Annotated in this window: 17 protein-coding genes; 12 read left to right on the forward strand and 5 right to left on the reverse strand. The window is 33.9% G+C overall.

From position 1 onward, the window contains the following. Nucleotides 1-79 precede the first annotated feature (79 nt). Entirely contained in the window at nucleotides 80-601 is a 522-nt protein-coding gene (locus UMM65_RS06410) for a GTP-binding protein (protein WP_321975665.1), read from the forward strand. 116 nt (nucleotides 602-717) lie between these two features. Here the strand turns inward: UMM65_RS06410 and UMM65_RS06415 are convergent, their stop codons facing one another. After that, nucleotides 718-1,464 carry an HNH endonuclease gene (locus UMM65_RS06415; RefSeq protein WP_321975666.1) on the reverse strand — a complete coding sequence of 249 codons (747 nt, stop codon included), beginning with the start codon at nucleotides 1,462-1,464 and terminating at the stop codon, nucleotides 718-720. Between the two features lie 68 nt (nucleotides 1,465-1,532). Continuing rightward, the gene (gene pyrF / locus UMM65_RS06420; RefSeq protein ID WP_321975667.1) at nucleotides 1,533-2,354 is read right to left on the reverse strand and encodes an orotidine-5'-phosphate decarboxylase; all 822 of its coding nucleotides are present in this window, start codon (nucleotides 2,352-2,354) and stop codon (nucleotides 1,533-1,535) included. Between the two features lie 316 nt (nucleotides 2,355-2,670). Here pyrF and tpiA point away from each other — a divergent pair, with 316 nt between their 5' ends. The 7 genes from tpiA to UMM65_RS06455 all read left to right on the forward strand — a co-directional run bounded on the left by tpiA (nucleotide 2,671) and on the right by UMM65_RS06455 (nucleotide 9,326). Beyond that, nucleotides 2,671-3,429: a triose-phosphate isomerase gene (tpiA, locus tag UMM65_RS06425; RefSeq protein WP_321975668.1), complete on the forward strand. Its 759-nt coding sequence runs from the start codon at nucleotides 2,671-2,673 to the stop codon at nucleotides 3,427-3,429. 8 nt (nucleotides 3,430-3,437) lie between these two features. Next, nucleotides 3,438-4,274, forward strand: coding sequence for a 50S ribosomal protein L11 methyltransferase (gene prmA, locus UMM65_RS06430; RefSeq protein ID WP_321975669.1), 837 nt, complete (start codon nucleotides 3,438-3,440; stop codon nucleotides 4,272-4,274). Between the two features lie 51 nt (nucleotides 4,275-4,325). Beyond that, nucleotides 4,326-4,604: an ATP-dependent Clp protease adaptor ClpS gene (locus UMM65_RS06435; protein WP_321975670.1), complete on the forward strand. Its 279-nt coding sequence runs from the start codon at nucleotides 4,326-4,328 to the stop codon at nucleotides 4,602-4,604. A 192-nt stretch (nucleotides 4,605-4,796) separates the two neighbouring features. Continuing rightward, nucleotides 4,797-7,064 carry an aconitate hydratase gene (locus tag UMM65_RS06440; RefSeq protein WP_321975671.1) on the forward strand — a complete coding sequence of 756 codons (2,268 nt, stop codon included), beginning with the start codon at nucleotides 4,797-4,799 and terminating at the stop codon, nucleotides 7,062-7,064. 240 nt (nucleotides 7,065-7,304) lie between these two features. Next, a complete protein-coding gene (locus UMM65_RS06445; RefSeq protein WP_321975672.1) occupies nucleotides 7,305-7,898 on the forward strand; it encodes a Crp/Fnr family transcriptional regulator in 594 nt (197 codons plus the stop codon). 240 nt (nucleotides 7,899-8,138) lie between these two features. Further along, nucleotides 8,139-9,017, forward strand: coding sequence for a pirin family protein (locus tag UMM65_RS06450; protein WP_321975673.1), 879 nt, complete (start codon nucleotides 8,139-8,141; stop codon nucleotides 9,015-9,017). Nucleotides 9,018-9,041: 24 nt separating this feature from the next. Next, complete coding sequence (locus UMM65_RS06455) at nucleotides 9,042-9,326, forward strand: GNAT family N-acetyltransferase (protein WP_321975674.1); 285 nt, start codon at nucleotides 9,042-9,044, stop codon at nucleotides 9,324-9,326. A gap of 36 nt (nucleotides 9,327-9,362) precedes the next feature. Here UMM65_RS06455 and UMM65_RS06460 read toward each other — a convergent pair whose 3' ends face one another. The 3 genes from UMM65_RS06460 to UMM65_RS06470 all read right to left on the reverse strand — a co-directional run bounded on the left by UMM65_RS06460 (nucleotide 9,363) and on the right by UMM65_RS06470 (nucleotide 13,447). Then, a complete protein-coding gene (locus tag UMM65_RS06460) occupies nucleotides 9,363-11,888 on the reverse strand; it encodes a TonB-dependent receptor (protein ID WP_321975675.1) in 2,526 nt (841 codons plus the stop codon). Further along, nucleotides 11,885-12,799 (reverse strand): FecR family protein, encoded by a 915-nt coding sequence (locus UMM65_RS06465; protein WP_321975676.1) that lies wholly within the window; start codon nucleotides 12,797-12,799, stop codon nucleotides 11,885-11,887. The genes UMM65_RS06460 and UMM65_RS06465 overlap by 4 nt, the downstream gene beginning before the upstream one ends. Before the next feature lie 132 nt (nucleotides 12,800-12,931). Further along, nucleotides 12,932-13,447 (reverse strand): RNA polymerase sigma factor, encoded by a 516-nt coding sequence (locus UMM65_RS06470; RefSeq protein ID WP_321975677.1) that lies wholly within the window; start codon nucleotides 13,445-13,447, stop codon nucleotides 12,932-12,934. A gap of 794 nt (nucleotides 13,448-14,241) precedes the next feature. Here UMM65_RS06470 and UMM65_RS06475 point away from each other — a divergent pair. From UMM65_RS06475 to UMM65_RS06490, 4 genes are all read left to right on the forward strand, one after another. After that, nucleotides 14,242-16,134 (forward strand): TlpA disulfide reductase family protein, encoded by a 1,893-nt coding sequence (locus tag UMM65_RS06475; RefSeq protein WP_321975678.1) that lies wholly within the window; start codon nucleotides 14,242-14,244, stop codon nucleotides 16,132-16,134. Between the two features lie 134 nt (nucleotides 16,135-16,268). Beyond that, nucleotides 16,269-17,456, forward strand: a complete 1,188-nt coding sequence (uxuA, locus tag UMM65_RS06480; protein ID WP_321975800.1) for a mannonate dehydratase — start codon at nucleotides 16,269-16,271, stop codon at nucleotides 17,454-17,456. Next, nucleotides 17,453-18,862: a glucuronate isomerase gene (gene uxaC, locus UMM65_RS06485; RefSeq protein WP_321975679.1), complete on the forward strand. Its 1,410-nt coding sequence runs from the start codon at nucleotides 17,453-17,455 to the stop codon at nucleotides 18,860-18,862. Before uxuA ends, uxaC begins: the two co-directional genes overlap by 4 nt. Before the next feature lies 1 nt (nucleotide 18,863). Further along, a complete protein-coding gene (locus tag UMM65_RS06490; RefSeq protein WP_321975680.1) occupies nucleotides 18,864-19,838 on the forward strand; it encodes a TRAP transporter substrate-binding protein in 975 nt (324 codons plus the stop codon). Nucleotide 19,839 lies beyond the last annotated feature (1 nt).

Here is a 19,839-nt window from a genome sequence, read left to right on the forward strand (position 1 = left end):
GTAATCTTAAAAGAACCCTACCGCATTCAAATTGTATTACCAATTTATTTACTAAATTTAACCACAAACCATTAACCATTTGAAAACCTCAACACCAGACACTAAAATCAATAAAATTCTTTTAAAACCTCGTTTTAGAGAAGAGTTGAGTGAAAGCAAAACTACTATTTTAAAAAAATTTGCAACTGTTTTTGCTAAAAAAGAACATAAATTTAGAACTAAATTAGTAGATAATCATATTGTTATTGATGTGCCAACTGAAGAAGATCATTTTTGGTCGCCGCAATTACAAATCGAAATTGTTGAAGAAGAGAATAAAACCATTTTAAAAGGACTGTTTGGCCCAAAACCTCAAGTCTGGACAATGTTTATGTTTTTTCATTTTGCAGTAGCAGTAGCTTTTGTTGTTTTTTTAGTAATGGCTTATACAAAATACAGCTTAAAGCAAGAGTATCAGTTTGCAATGTATATGTGCATTGCCATGCCGATAATTTGGATTATTTTTTATGTTTTTGGACAGTTAGGTAAAAAGAAAGGCTATAATCAAATGGTAGAGTTGGATGTCTTTGTTAAGGGGATAATTAATGGTGGAAAGGCTTGAAGACGGGAGATAAAAGATTAACGAACAACGATTAACGATTTTTGATTTTTTTGGAAAGTGCGAAGTTCCCCTCTTGAGAGGGGTTAGGGGTGTGTTTAGGGCTTGACACGCTCATTTTAATTTATGTTTTTTACCCGATGTCTTTCCAAGTACTCTTCTTTAGGATAGTATTCTTCATGATTTGGCAGATTTAATTTTTTATATGTTATTTTTTTCAGAACCTTTAAGAGTCCGTCAGGTTTATCAGGAAAAGATATTGAAAAGTTATCGTTAATTGTTATAAGACGTTTATCAAAAGCAAGGTCATGTAAACCGCACAATAAAATCGCATTTTCAGGTTCTAATCTTATGCTTTCATCAGCACTCCATGGAACAATGTGGCTTACGGTCAATACTTCAACGGCATCTACATCGCACATGGCACATTTATTATTGTACAATTGTAAGATGAATTTTCTAAGTGTGTCCTGGCCCACCCGTTGAGAAACAATGGACGATTTATCGGTTTCGTTTATGTTTTTAAGTTTTTCAAAATAAGTATTCTCAATATCATTTTTCACTTTTGAAACTTCATCAATTTCAGAAGGATAATTAAATCGACAAATACCACCATTATTTGGGTAAGTTATTTGTAATCCATGAAATTTTCTTAAATGGCTAATGTGACTTGACGATCCATGTTCTCTTATATGTTTAGCATCTAATTCTATTTTGGTTGACCCGGAGAGTAGCATTTCATCAATTATTGCCCCACCACCACTATGCCCTAACCAATTTTTTTTACCTTCATTTTCAACGGGTAAATTTTTTATTTTTCGTTTAGTGTTTTCAATATCTAATTTAATGTCTCTATTTTCACTCATAAATGTTAATAGATTTTATAATTTTTTAAGAGAATCATAATGTTTCATCGAACAAAAACTGCCAACTGCTACTGCCAACTGCCTACTAATTGTTCCATTTCCCTTTGCAATTCCAACGCCTTTTTCATCGCTTTTTCAGCAAAATCCTCACCGCTGGACGCATATATAATCCCACGGCTTGAATTTACCAACAAACCAATGTCATCGGTCAAGCCATATTTACAAACATCTCTTAAACTACCGCCTTGAGCACCAACACCAGGCACTAATAAAAAATGATTGGGTACAATTTTTCTGATTTTCTGGAAATATTCAGGCCGTGTAGCACCAACAACGTACATCAAATTTTCAGAATTTTGATAGCTCAAAGATGTTTTTAATACGGTTTGGTAAAGCTGTTCGTTGTTATGTTCTAAAGTTTGAAAATCCAACCCTCCTGCGTTGGAAGTTAAGGCTAAAAGTATCGTAAATTTATCTTTAAATGCTAAAAAAGGTTCCACAGAGTCTCTGCCCATATATGGTGCAACGGTAATGGAATCGAAACTTAAATCTTCAAAAAAGGCTTTGGCATAACGGGTTGAGGTATTACCAATATCGCCACGTTTGGCATCGGCAATGGTAAAAATTTCAGGATGATTTTTATTGAGATAATTTATCGTTTTTTCTAAAGATTGCCATCCATTTATTCCATAAGCCTCATAAAATGCAATATTGGGTTTGTAGGCAACAGTTAAATGATGCGTTGCATCAATAATTTGTTTATTGAACTCAAAAATGGGGTCGTCTAGCTGCTTTAAATGTTCGGGAATTTTATCAAGATCCACATCCAAACCAATACATAAAAATGACTTTTTTAATCGGATTTGCCCTATAAGTTGCTCTCTTGTCATAAAAATCGATAAATTTTGACAAAAATAGGAATTAATAATAGATTCAAGCAGTAGCAACTTTAGTTTAAGCAACTTTCTTTGCCACGAATCCACGAATAATTTTGATGCCAGTGAAAATATAATTATTCCGAATAAAAAATCTATAGATTTTTTAAATTAGTGGCTATTCATTTAGTTTTCATTCAAAAACTATAAAAAATTAGTGAATTAGTGGTTATTTTTATTGCACTAATTATTCTTTCCAGTTTATAAAACAAAAGTCGGCACGAGTGCTTATATTTGTACTTTATTCAAAATTAAACTAAAAAACCACAACATGAGAAAAAATATAGTTGCCGGAAACTGGAAGATGAACAATAATTTACCTGAATCTAAAAAGTTGGTAAAAGGTATAAAAAAAGCCATTGAAGATAAAATTTTAGACAATACTAGAGTAATTGTTTCTCCATCCCACGTCAATTTAAGAGCTGTGGTTAAAAAAGCAAAAAAGTCTGCCATTGAAGTAGCTGCACAAAATATGCACCAAGCAGATAGTGGAGCTTTTACAGGAGAAATATCTGCGGATATGCTAAAAAGTATCGGCATAAAAACAGTTATTTTAGGGCATTCAGAGCGTAGGGAATATTTTGGTGAAACCGATAAGCTATTGGCTGAAAAAGTAGATCAGGCTTTAAAAAACAACTTAGAAATTATCTTTTGTTTTGGTGAAAAATTGGAAGAAAGAAAAAGTGAAAAACATTTTAAAGTGGTGGAATCTCAATTAAAAAATGCACTATTTCATTTAGAGGCCAACGCATGGAAAAACATCATTTTGGCCTACGAACCTGTTTGGGCGATCGGAACTGGAGAAACCGCTAGCCCCGAACAAGCTCAAGAAATGCACGCTTTTATTCGTGATCTAATCTCAAAAAAATACGATGCTGAAACTGCAAATAACGTTTCCATTCTATATGGCGGTAGTGTAAAACCGAACAATGCAGTTGAAATTTTCTCAAAAGAAGATGTTGATGGTGGGTTAATTGGCGGAGCGTCATTAAAATCGGAAGATTTTGTGGCATTGATTGACGCAATTTAACTTAAAAAATGTCGAACGTTTATATTGCTTATACTTTTACCGTTTCCCCTCTGCAACCCGTAACAGACATCTTAATCGCCGAACTGGGTTACGTTGGTTTTGAAAGTTTTGTGGAAAACGAAAATGGTTTTGTAGCATACATTCAAAAAGAGGATGATGCTGATAATATTTTAGATGAAATTTACATTCTTAAAAGTGATGAGTTCGAAATTTCTTATACTAAAGAGCAAATAGAACAAGTCAATTGGAACAGTGAGTGGGAGAAGAACTTCAGTCCAATCCAGGTTGACAATTTAGTAAGTATCAGAGCTCCTTTTCACCCCAACCCTAATCTGAAATATGACATTGTTATTGAACCAAAAATGAGTTTTGGCACTGGGCATCATGAAACCACTCACATGATGGTACAGCACTTGCTAAAATTAGACCTAAAAGATAAAAAAGTGTTAGATATGGGTTGCGGTACGGGAATTTTAGCGATTCTTGCCGAAATGAAAGGAGCAAATCCTACGGATGCTATTGATATTGACAATTGGTGTTATCAGAATTCAATAGAAAATGTAGAAAGAAACAATTGCAATCATATCAGTGTTTATGAAGGTGATGCAACGCTGCTTGTTAACAAAAAGTACGATGTGATTATTGCCAATATCAATAGGAACATTTTGCTCAATGATATTAAAGTTTATAATGATTGTCTTAACAATCAAGGTGTTTTGCTATTGAGTGGTTTTTATCGAGAAGATATACCTTTAATTGATGCGGAAGCTTCAAAATACAATTTGAAACAACAGGAAATTATTGAGCGAAATAACTGGGTAGCCTTGAAATATTTAAAAGGCTAAATTGTTAAAATATTTTGAAATTAGAATCTTTTTTTTACATTTACCAGCGTTATGAGCAGTACACAGCATAAACAACAGGAAGATTTTGACATTCTTGAGCAAGAAGTCAAACAGCATGAAATTATTCTTTTTAATGACGATGTTAATACTTTTGAACACGTTATAGAATCGCTAATCGACGTTTGCAATCATTCTTCAGTACAAGCTGAACAATGTGCCTACATAGTACATTACAAAGGGAAATGTGCGGTTAAAACAGGTGAATATGACGAGTTGAAACCGCGTTGTTCAAGGTTGCTTGAACTTGGTTTGTCCGCCGAAATCGTTTAAAAACTTATTTTTCATCTTTTTTACTGTTACTTAATCGCAATAAAACTTCATGCGATTTATATTTTTTGCAATTTTAGTGTCGTTTTTTGTTATTTATTCAATAACATGCTTAAACATTTAATTTATTTTAGGAATATTTTAGAAAGTTTTATTTATTAGTTATCTTTGTGTTTGATAAAATTTTAAAAAATTATGGCATTTGACATCGAAATGATAAAAAGCGTTTACAAAACTATGGGTGAACGCATCAATAAAGCAAGACAACTTACCGGGAAACCCTTAACATTATCTGAGAAAATCTTATATTCTCATCTTGATGAAGGTATGCCTACTCAAGTTTATAAAAGAGGAAAATCTTATGTAGATTTTAAGCCAGATAGAATAGCTTTACAAGATGCTACTGCACAGATGGCATTGCTGCAGTTTATGCAAGCAGGTAAGCCAAAAGTGGCGGTGCCAACTACAACTCATTGTGATCATTTAATTCAGGCGAAACAAGGTGCCAAGAAAGATTTAGTTAGGGCCAATGAAACGAGTAGCGAAGTTTTCGATTTTTTAGAATCTGTTTCCAATAAATATGGACTTGGCTTCTGGAAACCAGGTGCGGGTATTATTCATCAGGTGGTGTTGGAAAATTATGCTTTCCCTGGCGGATTGATGATTGGTACAGATTCACATACGGTTAATGCAGGTGGTTTAGGAATGGTAGCCGTTGGTGTTGGTGGTGCAGATGCGGTTGATGTAATGGCCGGAATGCCGTGGGAATTGAAATTTCCAAAATTAATAGGTGTAAAATTAACAGGAAAATTAAACGGTTGGACAGCTTCTAAAGATGTCATTTTAAAAGTGGCGGGAATTCTTACCGTAAAAGGTGGTACAGGTGCAATTGTTGAATATTTTGGTCCTGGTGCTAAAAATTTATCTTGTACAGGTAAAGGAACCATCTGTAATATGGGTGCAGAAATAGGAGCAACTACTTCAACTTTTGGTTATGACGATTCCATGGAACGTTTTTTACGTGCTACCGATAGAAATGATATTGCGGATGAAGCCAACAAAATTAGAGAACATTTAACCGGTGATGATGAAGTATATGCTGAACCCGAAAAATATTTTGATCAAGTTATAGAAATTGACCTTTCTACTTTACGTCCGCACTTAAACGGACCATTTACTCCAGATTTAGCCACACCAGTTGGTGAATTGGGCGAAAAAGCTAGAAAAAATGAGTGGCCAATAAAGGTTGATTGGGGATTGATAGGTTCTTGTACTAACTCTTCTTACGAAGATTTGACACGTGCGGCCTCTATCGCTCAACAGGCTATTGATAAAAAACTAAAACCGAAAAGTGATTTTGGTATTAATCCAGGTTCTGAGCAAATCAGATTTACCGCGGAACGCGATGGATTGTTAAGCGTCTTTGAAAATCTAGGAGCAACTATTTTTACGAATGCCTGCGGTCCTTGTATAGGACAATGGGATAGAAGTGACTTAAAGGGCGACGAAAAAAATACAATCGTACACTCGTTTAACAGAAACTTTTCTAAACGTGCAGATGGTAACCCCAATACACACGCTTTTGTAGGTTCGCCCGAAATGGTGGCAGCCATTGCAATTTCTGGTAAACTGGATTTTGACCCTATGAACGATACGTTACTGAACGAGGATGGACAACAAGTAAAATTAGACGAGCCTAGAGGAATTGAATTACCACCAGATGGTTTTGATGTAGATGATAATGGTTATTTAGCACCAAAAGAAGATGGTAGTAGTGTTCAAATAAAGGTCAATACTGATTCTGAACGTTTACAGTTGTTGGAACCTTTTAAACCTTGGGATGGTGAAAATATTACTGGAGCCAAATTATTGATAAAAGCTTTTGGGAAATGCACCACTGACCATATTTCAATGGCAGGCCCATGGTTGCGTTACAGAGGGCATTTAGATAATATTTCCAACAACACATTAATTGGTGCTGTAAATGCTTTTAACAAGCAAACCAACATGGTTAAGAATCAATTGACGGGTGAGTATGGTGCAGTACCAGATACGGCCAGAACTTATAAAAAAGCAGGAGTTCCATCAATTGTAGTGGGAGATCATAACTATGGCGAAGGTTCTTCTCGTGAGCATGCGGCTATGCAACCGAGGCATTTAGGTGTTATTGCAGTTTTAGTGAAATCGTTTGCTAGAATTCATGAAACTAACCTTAAAAAACAAGGAATGTTAGGTTTAACTTTTGCAAATGAAGCTGATTACGATAAAATTAAGGAAGATGATACTTTCGATTTTATTGACTTGGTTGATTTCGCTCCAGACAAGCCATTAACTATTTTAGTAAAACATGCAGATGGTAGTGAAGACACTATCAAAGCAAACCATACCTATAATGAAAGTCAGATTCAATGGTTTAGAGAAGGTTCTGCTTTGAATTTGATTAAAAAGGAGAATGCGGCTTAGTAAGCTGTAGTAAGTCTTTTAAAATAACATTAAACCTCACAAGTCTTCCTTGTACTCCGAAGTTTTTACGCAGGGGGTAAAGACCTGTGTGGTTTTTTTAGTTTGTTAAATAAGCGTTTATTGGAATGCTCTTAGGAGTCTTGCTTCTTTTTTTAATTTAACTACCTTAATATTGTAAAATTAAAGCGTTTTCAGAATTGTTGAATTAACCATAAATGACAAGGATAATTTTAAATAACAATGAACAACTTCAATTTAAAAACATTTTTAACCTCAAACCTTGATATTGAAGAAAAGGAAATAGCTTCATTACTAGAAAACTGCACTATTAAAAAGGTTAAAAGGGATGAGTCTTTGTTAAGAAGTGGCGAGTATTGCAAACATACTTTTTTTGTTGAAAAAGGATTGCTACGGCAATATTCAATTGATGAAAAAGGTAGAGAACACATCTTGTCCTTTGCACCTGAAAACTGGTTTGTTACAGATAGAGAAAGTACGTACTTCAATAGACCATCAGCATATTTTATTCAAGCATTGGAAGATAGCGAAGTTGTTATGCTCGACGAGAAATTTATTCAGTTGCTTTCAAGAAAAATTCCAACTTTTACTGATTTCAATAATAGATTACTTCACAACCATATCAGACAATTACAGAACAGGATTAACCTGTTATTAAGTGCAACAGCAGAAGAAAGATATTTACAATTTATCAAAATGTATCCTGATATATTGTTGAGAGTTCCACAAACAATGGTGGCATCCTATTTGGGCATCACACCCGAAAGTTTAAGTCGCGTCCGTAGGGAATTGGCACATAAAAACTTCAAAAAATAGGTTCTTATCATACATCAATGCACAGGTTTAGTTTCAATTGTACATTTGTAGTATAAAAATTATTATTTATCCATATTATTAATATAGCATAACGTCATGCTGAACCTGTCTGCCGACAGGCAGACTCGTTTCAGCATCTCATCACAATAAGCCATACAGCTATTTGTTGGATGTGACCCTGAACTAAATTCAGGGTGACGTACTTAATTGAATTATGGACAATCTTAAAAAATAAAAACCATGAAAACAAAAACTGTAGAATTAGTAGTAAGTCCTAGAGAACCTCACTTTGTCGGTGATGGTTTTAGAGTACATAACTTTATCCCAAGTGGATTTAGATTGGATATGCAACGTATGGATCCCTTTATTATGTTGGATTATAATTCAACTTATAATTTTCCACCTTCAAGCAAACCAAAAGGTGTTGGTGTGCATCCACACAGGGGTTTTGAAACGGTAACTATTGCGTACAAAGGTAAAGTCGCCCATCACGATAGTAGTGGTGGAGGTGGTATAATTGGCGAGGGCGATGTACAATGGATGACGGCTGCGAGTGGTGTGTTACATAAAGAATACCACGAAGAAGAATGGAGCAAAAAAGGTGGTGATTTTCAAATGGTACAACTGTGGGTAAATCTTCCAAAAAAGGACAAAATGAGTACGCCAAAATACCAAGCCATAAAAAACGCAGAAATGGGTCGTTTTGAGCTTGATAACGAAGCGGGCATTATAGAAGTCATTGCTGGAGCGTATAAAGATGTCAAAGGAACGGCTTCTACTTTTACACCCATACATATGTTGAACGCAAAATTAAACAAAGGTGGTAAAGCAAACTTTGAATTTCCTGCGAATTACAACACAGTACTACTGGTACTTGAAGGTGCTATTGTGGTAAATGGCAAAGAAGAAACGCCCACAGATCATTTGGCACTAATGGCTAATGATGGTGAAAAGTTTGAAATTGAAGCCACCGATGATGCAGTTGTATTGGTATTAAGCGGAGAACCTATAAACGAACCCATTGCCGCTCACGGGCCTTTTGTAATGAATACAAAAGAGGAACTGAGAGAAGCTTTTGATGATTTTAATAATGGAAAGTTCGGGTATTTAGAAGATTAAGATAAAAACTTATATATTACAAATATGAACAAAATAGAACGCGAAGATAACGGTAAAAAAGGACGGTTTGTCATTTATGAAAATTATGAATTTGCAGGAGAAATGACCTACACTTGGGCGGGAGAATCAAAGTTTATAATCGACCATACAGTAGTTGAAGACAAATTTGGCGGCAAAGGGTTTGGTAAAAAATTAGTGATGAAGGCTGTAGATTTTGCACGCGAGAATAATCTTAAAATTTTACCACTTTGCCCATTTGCCAAAGCGGTGTTTGATAAGGTTGAAGAAATACAGGATGTAAGATTTTAAAAGTTGATATTAGCTGATAAAAAATGTAAAGAGAGACTAGAAAAACACCCTAAATGCCACATTTGGCGTAATACCTAAAGAATAGGTATTTATGGTATCAACCTCATTTGTATCCTCATCAATTAAATAATAGGTATTTATTATGTTTTTTTTGTCCAAAACATTCAATACGGATACCGCAGCTTGAGCCCTTATCCGTTTTGAGAAATTGAAATCGTAAATAGCAGATGCATCCACTCGGAAATATGATGCCAAATTATCGCTATTGGCGGATTCGTAATTGATACTATTGTTTGAAATTTCATTACCGACCTTTGGTTTTGTTAAAGGTTTACCTGTACGCCAATTGGCACCTGCGGATAGTTTAAAGTTTTCAAAATTATAACCACCAGCTATTGAAACCGTATGTGTTATATCGTAATTACTTGGAAAATTCTGATTATCCAGTTCTTTAAATGTATAGTTGTTGTCCGCTAGAGAATAGCTTAACCAAGTATTAAATTTACCAAATCTATTATTTACCATAAAATCAAAACCCATGACATCATATTCGCCTACAGTATTTATGAACTCATATTGATTACGGAATCCTTGACTTTGCGTCGTAATTCCATCTACACTTTTATAGTAAACTTCGGCATTAACCAGTAAGCTGTTATAACTATAATTGGAACCCAAAGAAATTTGTTTACTTTTTAGTATGGGGATAGAACCGTTATTTGCCAATGTCCATCTTCTACTTTCAATACCTAAAAAATTATTTCTAAAATCATTGACCAGAGTAGTGGTTTGGCTTTTAAGTTCGCCCAAAACTTCTATTGTAATTTTATCATTTATTCTATAATTAAAATTCAGTCGTGGTTCAATAATAAATTTATCAAAAGCAGTAAGATAATTGGCTCTGACACCTAGGTTTATACTTGTTTTTCCGCCCTCAGACCTGTAAGCTACCGTAGATGATAAAGCATGGGATTGAACAGTCTCCTTAACAATAGTGTCCAAAACCGGAAAGTTTATTTTATCGGCATTTGTTATTTCTGTTGTTTTATAATGATAACCATTAAACATTGTAAAATAATCATTTAGCTCTAATCTCGAATTTAAATCTACCCCTACCTCAACAACTTTGTTTTTTTGATTTAAAACAAGTTCTTTAATAATATCAAAGTTAGTCCCATCCAATTGATAGGAAGTTGCATACAGTTGTGCCGTGGTCTGAAATTTTTGGTTCCATCTTCTTTTGTATTCTAAACCACCGGCAATATTGCTTTGGTCAATTGAGCTTTCGCGAGACGATGATTGCCCACCACCAAAAGCATTTTCACTAATGGTCAGGTTATTTTTGAGGTGTAAAAAATTCGCCCTTATATTGTCTTTTTCGGAAATTTTGTACAGCCATCGCATACTTACATCGTAAAAATTGAATTTTTCGTCCGTACTATTGGTATTGTTCGTACTTGTTACCACATCGGTATTCTGGAAAGCCCTGTCAAAATATTGGGTATAGGTTGGCGTGTTTAAAAACTCGTTTACAGAGGTTCTAGAGGCTATCTGCAAAGATGATTTTTTATGTATAGGAATATCAACGAAAGCATCCAGGTTTATAAAATTAAGTCCAGTTTCCGCATTCAATACTTTATTGATTCGTCTCTCTGACTCCATATCTATGGTACCAGAAATTCCATCGGAATACATCGTAGGTGTTCCGTTTTTATAGAGCTTTACTTTTTTTGTTATACGTGGGTTTACCGCAGAAATTAGACCAAAAAAATGTCCAGATTGGTAGAGTTTTATTCCATCCCATAAAATTAAGTTTTGATCGTGTGTACCGCCTCTGACATTAATGTTAGAAACCGTTTCGTCAATACTTTGAATTCCCGGAACTGCTTGTATAGTCTGCAGAACGTCCGTTTCAATAAGACCTGGAACGGTACCGAAGTTTTTATAGTTAACACTAATACTGCCATCTATTACTTTATTGATACCTTCGGTAATATAGTCTTTAAGTATGATTTCATTAAGGTTTTCAATTTTCGATTCCAAAAAAACAACTTCGCAATCTTTTGTTTTTAAGTTTTTGGCATAATCGGTAAAGATTTCATAACTAATATGCCTAAAGGTAACCATATCGTTTAGGGAAAGGTCTTCAAGTTTAAAATAGCCTACACTATCGGTAATCGTTGAGGCTTCTTTAAACTGTACCACGGCACTTTCAATAGGGAAATTAGTGGTGCCGTCCATCAAATACCCACAAATAGAGAATAAATTGTCCTTATTTTTTGTAATGGTAATATAATTGCTCCCAATCACCGTAAATACTAAAGAGGTGTTATTCCGTAAGTAATCAATTGAGTTTTTTAAATTGAGCGTATCTGCTGGGGGCTCAATATAAATGTTGCGGATATCTTTATCTATAAACGAAAAATTAGAGTCGAAACGCGACTCTAATTTTTCTAAAATTTTGATAAGCGACTGCCTATCTTTTTTGGTTTGGGCTGATATTGAAGTTATGCAAAAAAGAGAAAAAAAAATTATACTGAGAAGTAACTTTTTTTTTATCACTCTTTGGTTAAAACTATTTTGGTTTTATTTTCTTCGTTATACTTCAATTGTAAAGGTAAAGTTATCGCTTTTAAAGCTAATTCTTTGTCGTTCAATGCAAAACTACCAGTAAATAATTGGCTTGTATCTACATTTTTGGTTTCCACTTTAATATTATATTGTCTTTCAAATTCATTAATAACCTCACTAAATGGAACACTTTTAAAGCTGCTCATATTTTTACTTGACCACGTAGGTAATGAGTCTTGGGTTTCAATTTCAAAAGTTTCGTTACCAATAACTTTAAAAGATTTACCTGCTGAAAGCTTAATTTCCATTCCCTTGTAGTTTACGCTCACTAAGCCATCGTAACAGGTAACTTCAAAGTAGTTAACGCGTTGTTTAACGTTAAATTGTGTACCCAGAACGCTTACCTTACCTAACCAAGTGTTTACGTCAAATTGTGATCCTTCGGCAACATCGAAAAATGCTTCACCAACTAAATTCACTTCTCTGTTGTTTTTCCAATCACCTTTTTTGTATTGTAAAGATGAAGCTGCGTTCAGCTTTACACTGGAATTGTCAGGTAATTGAACAGTAGTTTGGTTACTTGCCAATGTTTTAACCGTAGTGGTATCTCCATATAAAGGAGCATAATAAATAGCCAAACCAACTATAAAGATGGCAGCTACCCGCATTAGAGGTTTTATCCAATTCAATGTTTTTACAGGGGTTTCTTGCCGACGTTCTTTAATTATAGCATTTATTTTGCTATATTCTAATTCTACATCATAAGATGTATCCTCAAAAAGCTTTGCCTTTTCAGAGAGTTTAGTGTAAGACGCGTACTCGGGCAATGCCTTAAAAGCTGTAAGCTCGGCATCGTTTAGCTCTCCGTCTAACCATTTTTGTATTAAAAGTTCTTTTTTCATATCAATGTTTCTTATTACATAACAACTGAAGTCTGGTTTTTCCTACCCTAGGTATTAAATGTTTTCTAATTCTTTTCAGGGCTACTTCACATATGTAACAATTACTTCGCATAAATTCCTACTTAATATAAATTAAATTCCGTCAATTTCTTTTCTCAATTTCTCTAAAGCACCATAAATCCTCTTTTCTACACCTTTTCTAGAGATACCTAATTCTTCGGCAATTTCTTTATGTTTTTTACCTTCTATTCTATTCATTAAAAAAGCCTCACGTTGAGCCTCGGTTAAATTACCTAATGCCCGTTGGTATTTTTTCATATACTCGGACTCCTCCATTATAAACTCCGGGTTCTCATTGGTATAATGCTTTGGCTTAACTTGTTGATGCTTTAATACAACCTTTTGATGTTTAACCTCGTTAAGCATCATATTGTTTGCCGTTGTAAATAAAAAAGATTTCGCTTTTTCTGGAGAAACCTTCTTGCAATTGTCCCAAAGTTTAATAAAAGCTTCTTGTACTTTATCTTTTGGGTTTAAATTATCCCCATATTTATAACGCAAAAAATTATGTACGTCTTTAGAGAGGGTTTTGAATATATTGGAAAAAATATGTTCTTCACAAACATCTGTATTTAAAGATTGTACCATATAGTTGATAAAATTTATTTAGTATTGGTTGATTTATGGTTCTTTTAAATAGCAAATGGAAGTACAATTAGTCTGGCTATTTCTTAAAGTATTTCCATTTATAAACACTCTAATAACTACAAAGTGGTATAAATTATTGTTTTTAGAGGTTAGAAATATATGATTATAGCCTTTACAGCAATTTATTATAAGAAAGGTTAACAAAAGCCTTTTTTATAAAATTGATTGATTTTAAATAAGATTAAAGTTAGCAAAATTCAATGTTATAAATTAAAAATCAAAAAAAATAAGAATTTTTTATAATTTTAAAATATTGATATACAGTTATTTGTAATCAATTCTAAAATTTTATAAAGTTGTGGTAGGAATTTTAGCACGGTTGTTGTTTTATACTTGAAGAGTCGAAACTAATTAGTTAAAAAAAATAAAACTTTTAATACTCTTGACAGGAATTTAATAAATGAAACATAAAGTAAACTTTTTAAAAGTCACTAAAAAGAAACATTTATTACCAAATTTAAAGTCAACAACGGTATAAAAGCGAAAAATGGGAAAATTGCTATAATTTTTATGTGAATTTGTCTGACTAGCTTAGGCAAATTCGCTTCCCTAAAAAAATCACTCATAGTATAAAATTTAGTTTAAGTTGATAGTTTAGTTAGAGAAGATTAGCCCACTGAAGAGTGGGCTTTTTTTTGTTCAATACTTTGTACACATCTAAATTTCAACTCCAAAAGACGAGTTAACAGGAAATATTTTTTAACTTTAACGCTTCAAATTTAATCATATTTATCATGAAAAAAATAGGAGTATTTATTGTATTGGCAATATTGGTTTTTACGGCTTGTAAAAAAGATAAAACAACACAAACTGAATTGATATTAGGGGATTTTAGTTTGTCAAAGGAAAAATTAATGGCTGGAGATGCTGTTGATATTGCCTATAATGGTGATAGTGAAGAAGTTGAAGGTTTGTATTATTACATGGTAAATAGTAGAGCTTTTCCTGCTGATATAAATTTATCGGAAGACAATAAAGCCACTATAACTATTCCCGATTCGGCACAAGCTGTGGCTTTTAATTTTAAGATAGATGATAAATACGATGATAATAATAAGAATGGATATTTGATACCACTTCATAATAATGAAGGTGATATTATCGCTGGAAGTAAAGCTTCACTTGCTTTATACGCGATGTATTTCGGTGAGCAATATGGGATAAAAAAAGAAAAGGACAGCATACTTAAGGATATTAAGGAAGATTTAACCAATCACCCAGAACTTAAAGATAAATGGAATACAACTTATTTAAATTTGCTCTATAGAAATGATAAAGTTGAAGGTGAAAAACAAATTAAGGATTATTTAGCAACTTTATCGGCTAAAAGCGATTTAACCGAGGACGAATATTCTGATTTAATAAACCTAAATAGAACACTAAATAATACCGCGTTATCTGATTCTATTTCGGAAATTGCAATTAATAAATTCCCTAATGGAAAAATTGTAAAAAACAGTTATGGTAAAAAGTTTTTTGACGCAAAAGATTTGGACAGTAAGGAAGAGGTTTTTAATGAATATTTGAACAAATATAATGACTTGGAAGGTGTTGGCGGTTATATGGCTCAAACATTAGCAAGGCAATATCATGCAAATGGCAATACCGATAAGTTTGATGAATATGCCAATAAAATAACCAATAAACAGTCAAAAGCAGGATTGTATAATAATATTGCTTGGCCTTTGGCAGAAAAAGGAGAGAATTTGGACTTTGCAGCTAAAATCTCTAAAAAATCGGTCGATTTGATGCAAAGTTTAAAAGATAATCCAACAGACAAACCGGATTATATGTCCGAAAATCAATTCAAAAACAATATTAATGGTACTTATAATATGGTGGCGGATACATACGCCCTTATTTTGTTTAAACAAGGTAAAGTAAAAGAAGCCATTAGCTATCAAGAAAGAATTTATGACAAAGGACAAACTGCCGAAGTAAATGAAAGATATATCGATTATTTGATGGCGGACGAGCAGTATGATGTTGCAATGGAAAAAGCTGAAAATTTTATAAAAAAAGGACAAGGAACGTCTAAAATAAAAGAAAATTACAAATTGGCGTTTTCAAAAAATAATCTTGATGGTGGCGATGCGAATACTGCTCTTGCAAAATTAGAAAAAATAGGACGTGAGAAGAAAATAGCAGAGGTTAAAAAGGAAATGCTGGACGAGCCTTCCTCTGATTTCACACTTAAAGACACCGAAGGAAAAGACGTTACCCTATCTTCTCTAAAAGGGAAAACTGTAATCATCGATTTTTGGGCAACTTGGTGCGGTCCTTGTAAGGCATCGTTCCCGGGCATGCAGCAAGTTGTTGAAAAATACAAAGACGATAAAAATGTAAAATTACTGTTTATAGATACATTTGAACGTGGGGATAATCGAGAAAAATTGGTTACGGATTTTATTAAAGATAACAAATACGACTTTCACGTTTTATACGACAATATGATAGAAGATAGTAACAACTTCGAGGTTGCCAAGAAATACGGGGTTACTGGCATCCCTATGAAAGTTATCATTGGCCCTGACGGTAATATTAAATTCAAATCTGTTGGTTTTAGCGGATCTAATGATAAATTGGTAAGTGAATTGGATATTATGATTGAGATATTAAAATCATAAAAGTCTATTTTTCTAAAAATAGAAAGTCCATCGTGTCATAAACGGATGGACTTTTTTTATGGTTATATGTTGTCTTAATTCTCGTGTACGTACACGAATATTATCTATATTTGGGTATCATTAATTTTAAAATGATTAACTTGGAACAAACATGGCGTTGGTACGGACCGAATGATCCTGTAACATTGTCAGATATAAAACAAACAGGGGCAACGGGAATAGTTTCCGCATTGCACCATATTCCAAACGGTGAAGTTTGGCCGATTGAAGAAATCAATAAACGTAAACAGACCATTGAACAAGCGGGGTTGACTTGGTCGGTCGTAGAAAGTGTGCCTATTCACGAAAATATTAAAACCCAAACAGGTAACTATAAATCGTACATTGAAAACTACAAGAAAACACTTACTAACCTAGGTGAGTGTGGTATCGATATTGTATGTTACAACTTTATGCCAGTTCTGGATTGGACAAGAACCGATTTAACATTTGAAGTGGAAGACGGCTCAAAAGCATTACGTTTTGATGCAATAGCGTTCACGGTTTTTGAGGTCTTTTTGTTGAAGCGACCTGGAGCAAAAGAATGTTATACTAAAAAACAATTGGATGCTGCTGAGGCCATGTTCAAAACTATGGGTGAAGCGGATAAGAAACTTTTAATTAAAAATATTATTGCGGGCTTGCCCGGAGCAGAAGAAGGTTACACTTTAAAAGAATTCAATACCATTCTCGCAACTTACAATAACATCGGTTCAAAAGATTTAAAAGAAAATCTTTTTTATTTTTTAGAGCAAATTATTCCAACAGCAGAAAAAGCAGGTGTATTAATGTGCATTCACCCTGATGATCCGCCATATCCTATTTTAGGATTGCCAAGAGTTGTGAGTACGGAACAAGACATTATCGACATCTATAAAGCGGTTGACAGCCCAAATAACGGATTGACATTCTGTACAGGGTCGTTGGGGGTAAGAACAGATAACAATTTGGCGAGAATGGTGGAAAGCTTGGGCGATAGAATTCATTTTATACATTTAAGAAGCACAAAAAGAGATGAAATGGGCAATTTTTACGAAGCTGATCATTTAGATGGAGATGTAGATATGTACGGGGTTATGAAAGCCTTGATTTTGGAACAACGAAAAAGAAAAAAGACAGGAAGAAAGGACGTAAGAATACCATTTCGTCCTGATCACGGACATCAGATGTTAGACGATCTGCATAAAAAAACCAATCCTGGATATTCGGCAATTGGAAGACTACGAGGTCTGGCAGAATTACGCGGATTGGAATTGGGAATTTCTAAAAGCTTAGATGAATGAAACAAATAAATTCTAAAAACTTTATTACAAATAATTTTCTGCTCAACTCAAAAGAGGCAGAAATGCTGTATCATGATTACGCGGCAGCTATGCCGATAATAGATTATCACAATCACCTATCTCCAAAACAAATAGCGGACAACTTACCTATTAAAAATATTACTGAAGCATGGTTAAGTGGAGACCATTACAAATGGCGTGCAATGAGAGCAAATGGTATTGAAGAGAAATATATAACCGGAAACGCATCAAAACAAGAAAAATTTGAGAAATGGGCAGAAACCTCACCTTATACATTAAGGAATCCATTATTTCATTGGACGCAATTAGAGTTAAAACGATATTTTGAAATAGATGATGTTTTGCAGCCAAGCACTGAAAAAGCTATTTATGAAAAGGCCAATGCAGTTTTAGAAAACAAAACACCGGCACAGCTTTTAGAAGATATGAAAGTTCAGGTTGTATGTACCACAGACGACCCAATTGATGATTTAAAATATCATAAAGAAATAGCCAAGTTGGGTTTTTACACTAAAGTATTCCCAACTTTTAGGCCAGACACTTTGCTTTTGATCGGAAAGGATACCTTTTCTAATTATATTAAAAAATTAGAAACATGTGTTGGGTTTCCTATTGAGAATCTAGATAATTTATTAGAAGCGATTCAAAGAAGAATAAAATATTTTAATGAACACGGTTGTCGTTTGTCGGATTATGGCTTAGAACAAATTTACGCCTATGATTTTACTGAGGAAGAGGTAAATGTCATCTTAAAAAAACGATTAAATGACCAAAAAATAACCAAGGAAGAGGCAAATTTATATGCTTCATGCATCTTATATAAATTATGCAAGATGTATCACGCTAAAGGTTGGGTACAACAATTTCATTTGGGAGCCTTACGCAACAATAATAACCGCTTACTAAAAGAAGTTGGTGCAGATGTAGGTTGCGATTCCATTGGTGATTTTAGACAAGCTGATGCAATGTCAAAATTGTTTAACAAGTTAGATTCTGAAAATTCTTTGAGTAAAACCATTGTTTATAATTTAAACCCATCTCAGAATGAAGTATTTGCAACAATGATGGGGAATTATAGTGAAAGTGGAATTCCAGGAAAAATGCAACTCGGTTCTGGATGGTGGTTTTTAGACCAAAAAGACGGTATGGAAAAGCAAATGAATGCACTTTCTAATATGGGTCTTTTAAGTAGATTCGTTGGAATGTTAACGGATAGCCGTAGTTTTTTATCTTTTCCGAGACATGAATATTTTCGGCGAATTTTATGTAATTTAGTAGCAGAAGATGTCAAAAACGGACTTGTGCCCAAAGACATGGAATTCCTTGGTAAGATGATACAAAATATTTGCTATCACAATGCGGTAAATTATTTCAATTTTAAATAATATGAAGTATAAATTAATACTAATTATATTTCTTTTTGGAATTATTTCATCTTGCAAAAAAGATGACGGCACACGGGTGCTTTATTTAGCCCATAGTTTACCACAGTCCCATCCCGTTCACAAAGGCATAGTGGAATTTCAGAAAGCCTTGGAGAAAAAATCCAGAGGTACTTTAAAAGTCAAGATTTTTCCTGACGGACAATTAGGTTCTGAAAGAGAAGTATTGGAATTGCTACAGATTGGTAGTGTTGCGGCCACCAAGGTGAGTGCAGCCACATTGTCCAATTTTGTGCCAGAATACCATCTTTTAGGAATTCCATATCTTTTCAGAGACAAAGACCATCAATTTGAAGTTTTAGAAGGACCTATTGGTAAATCCATATTAGAAAAAGGCTCTAAGTTTTGGTTACGTGGCCTTTGCTATTACGATGCTGGTAGCAGAAGTTTTTATACCAGTACCAAAGCAATTAGAACCCCCGAAGATTTAAAAGGACTTAAAATTAGGGTAATGAACAACCAAATGGCTATTAATATGGTAAACGCTATGGGTGGTTCGGCAACACCATTAGCATACGGAGAACTTTATACGGCAATTCAACAAGGGGTTGTAGATGGTGCAGAAAACAATCCGCCGTCGTTTGTTTCTTCAAATCATTACGAAATCAGTAAATATTATACGTTGGACCAACATTCCGCAGTGCCAGATGTACTATTAATTGGCACAAAATATTGGGATAAATTATCCGATGAAGAAAAAAAATGGGTGCAAGAAGCAGCAGACGAATCTGCCCAAGCCCAAAAAATATTTTGGAACGATTCTGTTGAAGAATCAATGCGAGTTGCCAAAGAAGCAGGGGTGGAAATTATAATTCCCGACAAATCGTTGTTTGCAGAAAAGTCGAAATCGGTTGTAGAAGAATTTGTTAAGGAATATCCAGAAATGGAAGATACTGTAAATCAAATTAAAAATCAATAGG

Origin of the sequence: Aureibaculum koreense (genome assembly GCF_034296135.1) — a bacterium.
GTDB lineage: Bacteria > Bacteroidota > Bacteroidia > Flavobacteriales > Flavobacteriaceae > Aureibaculum.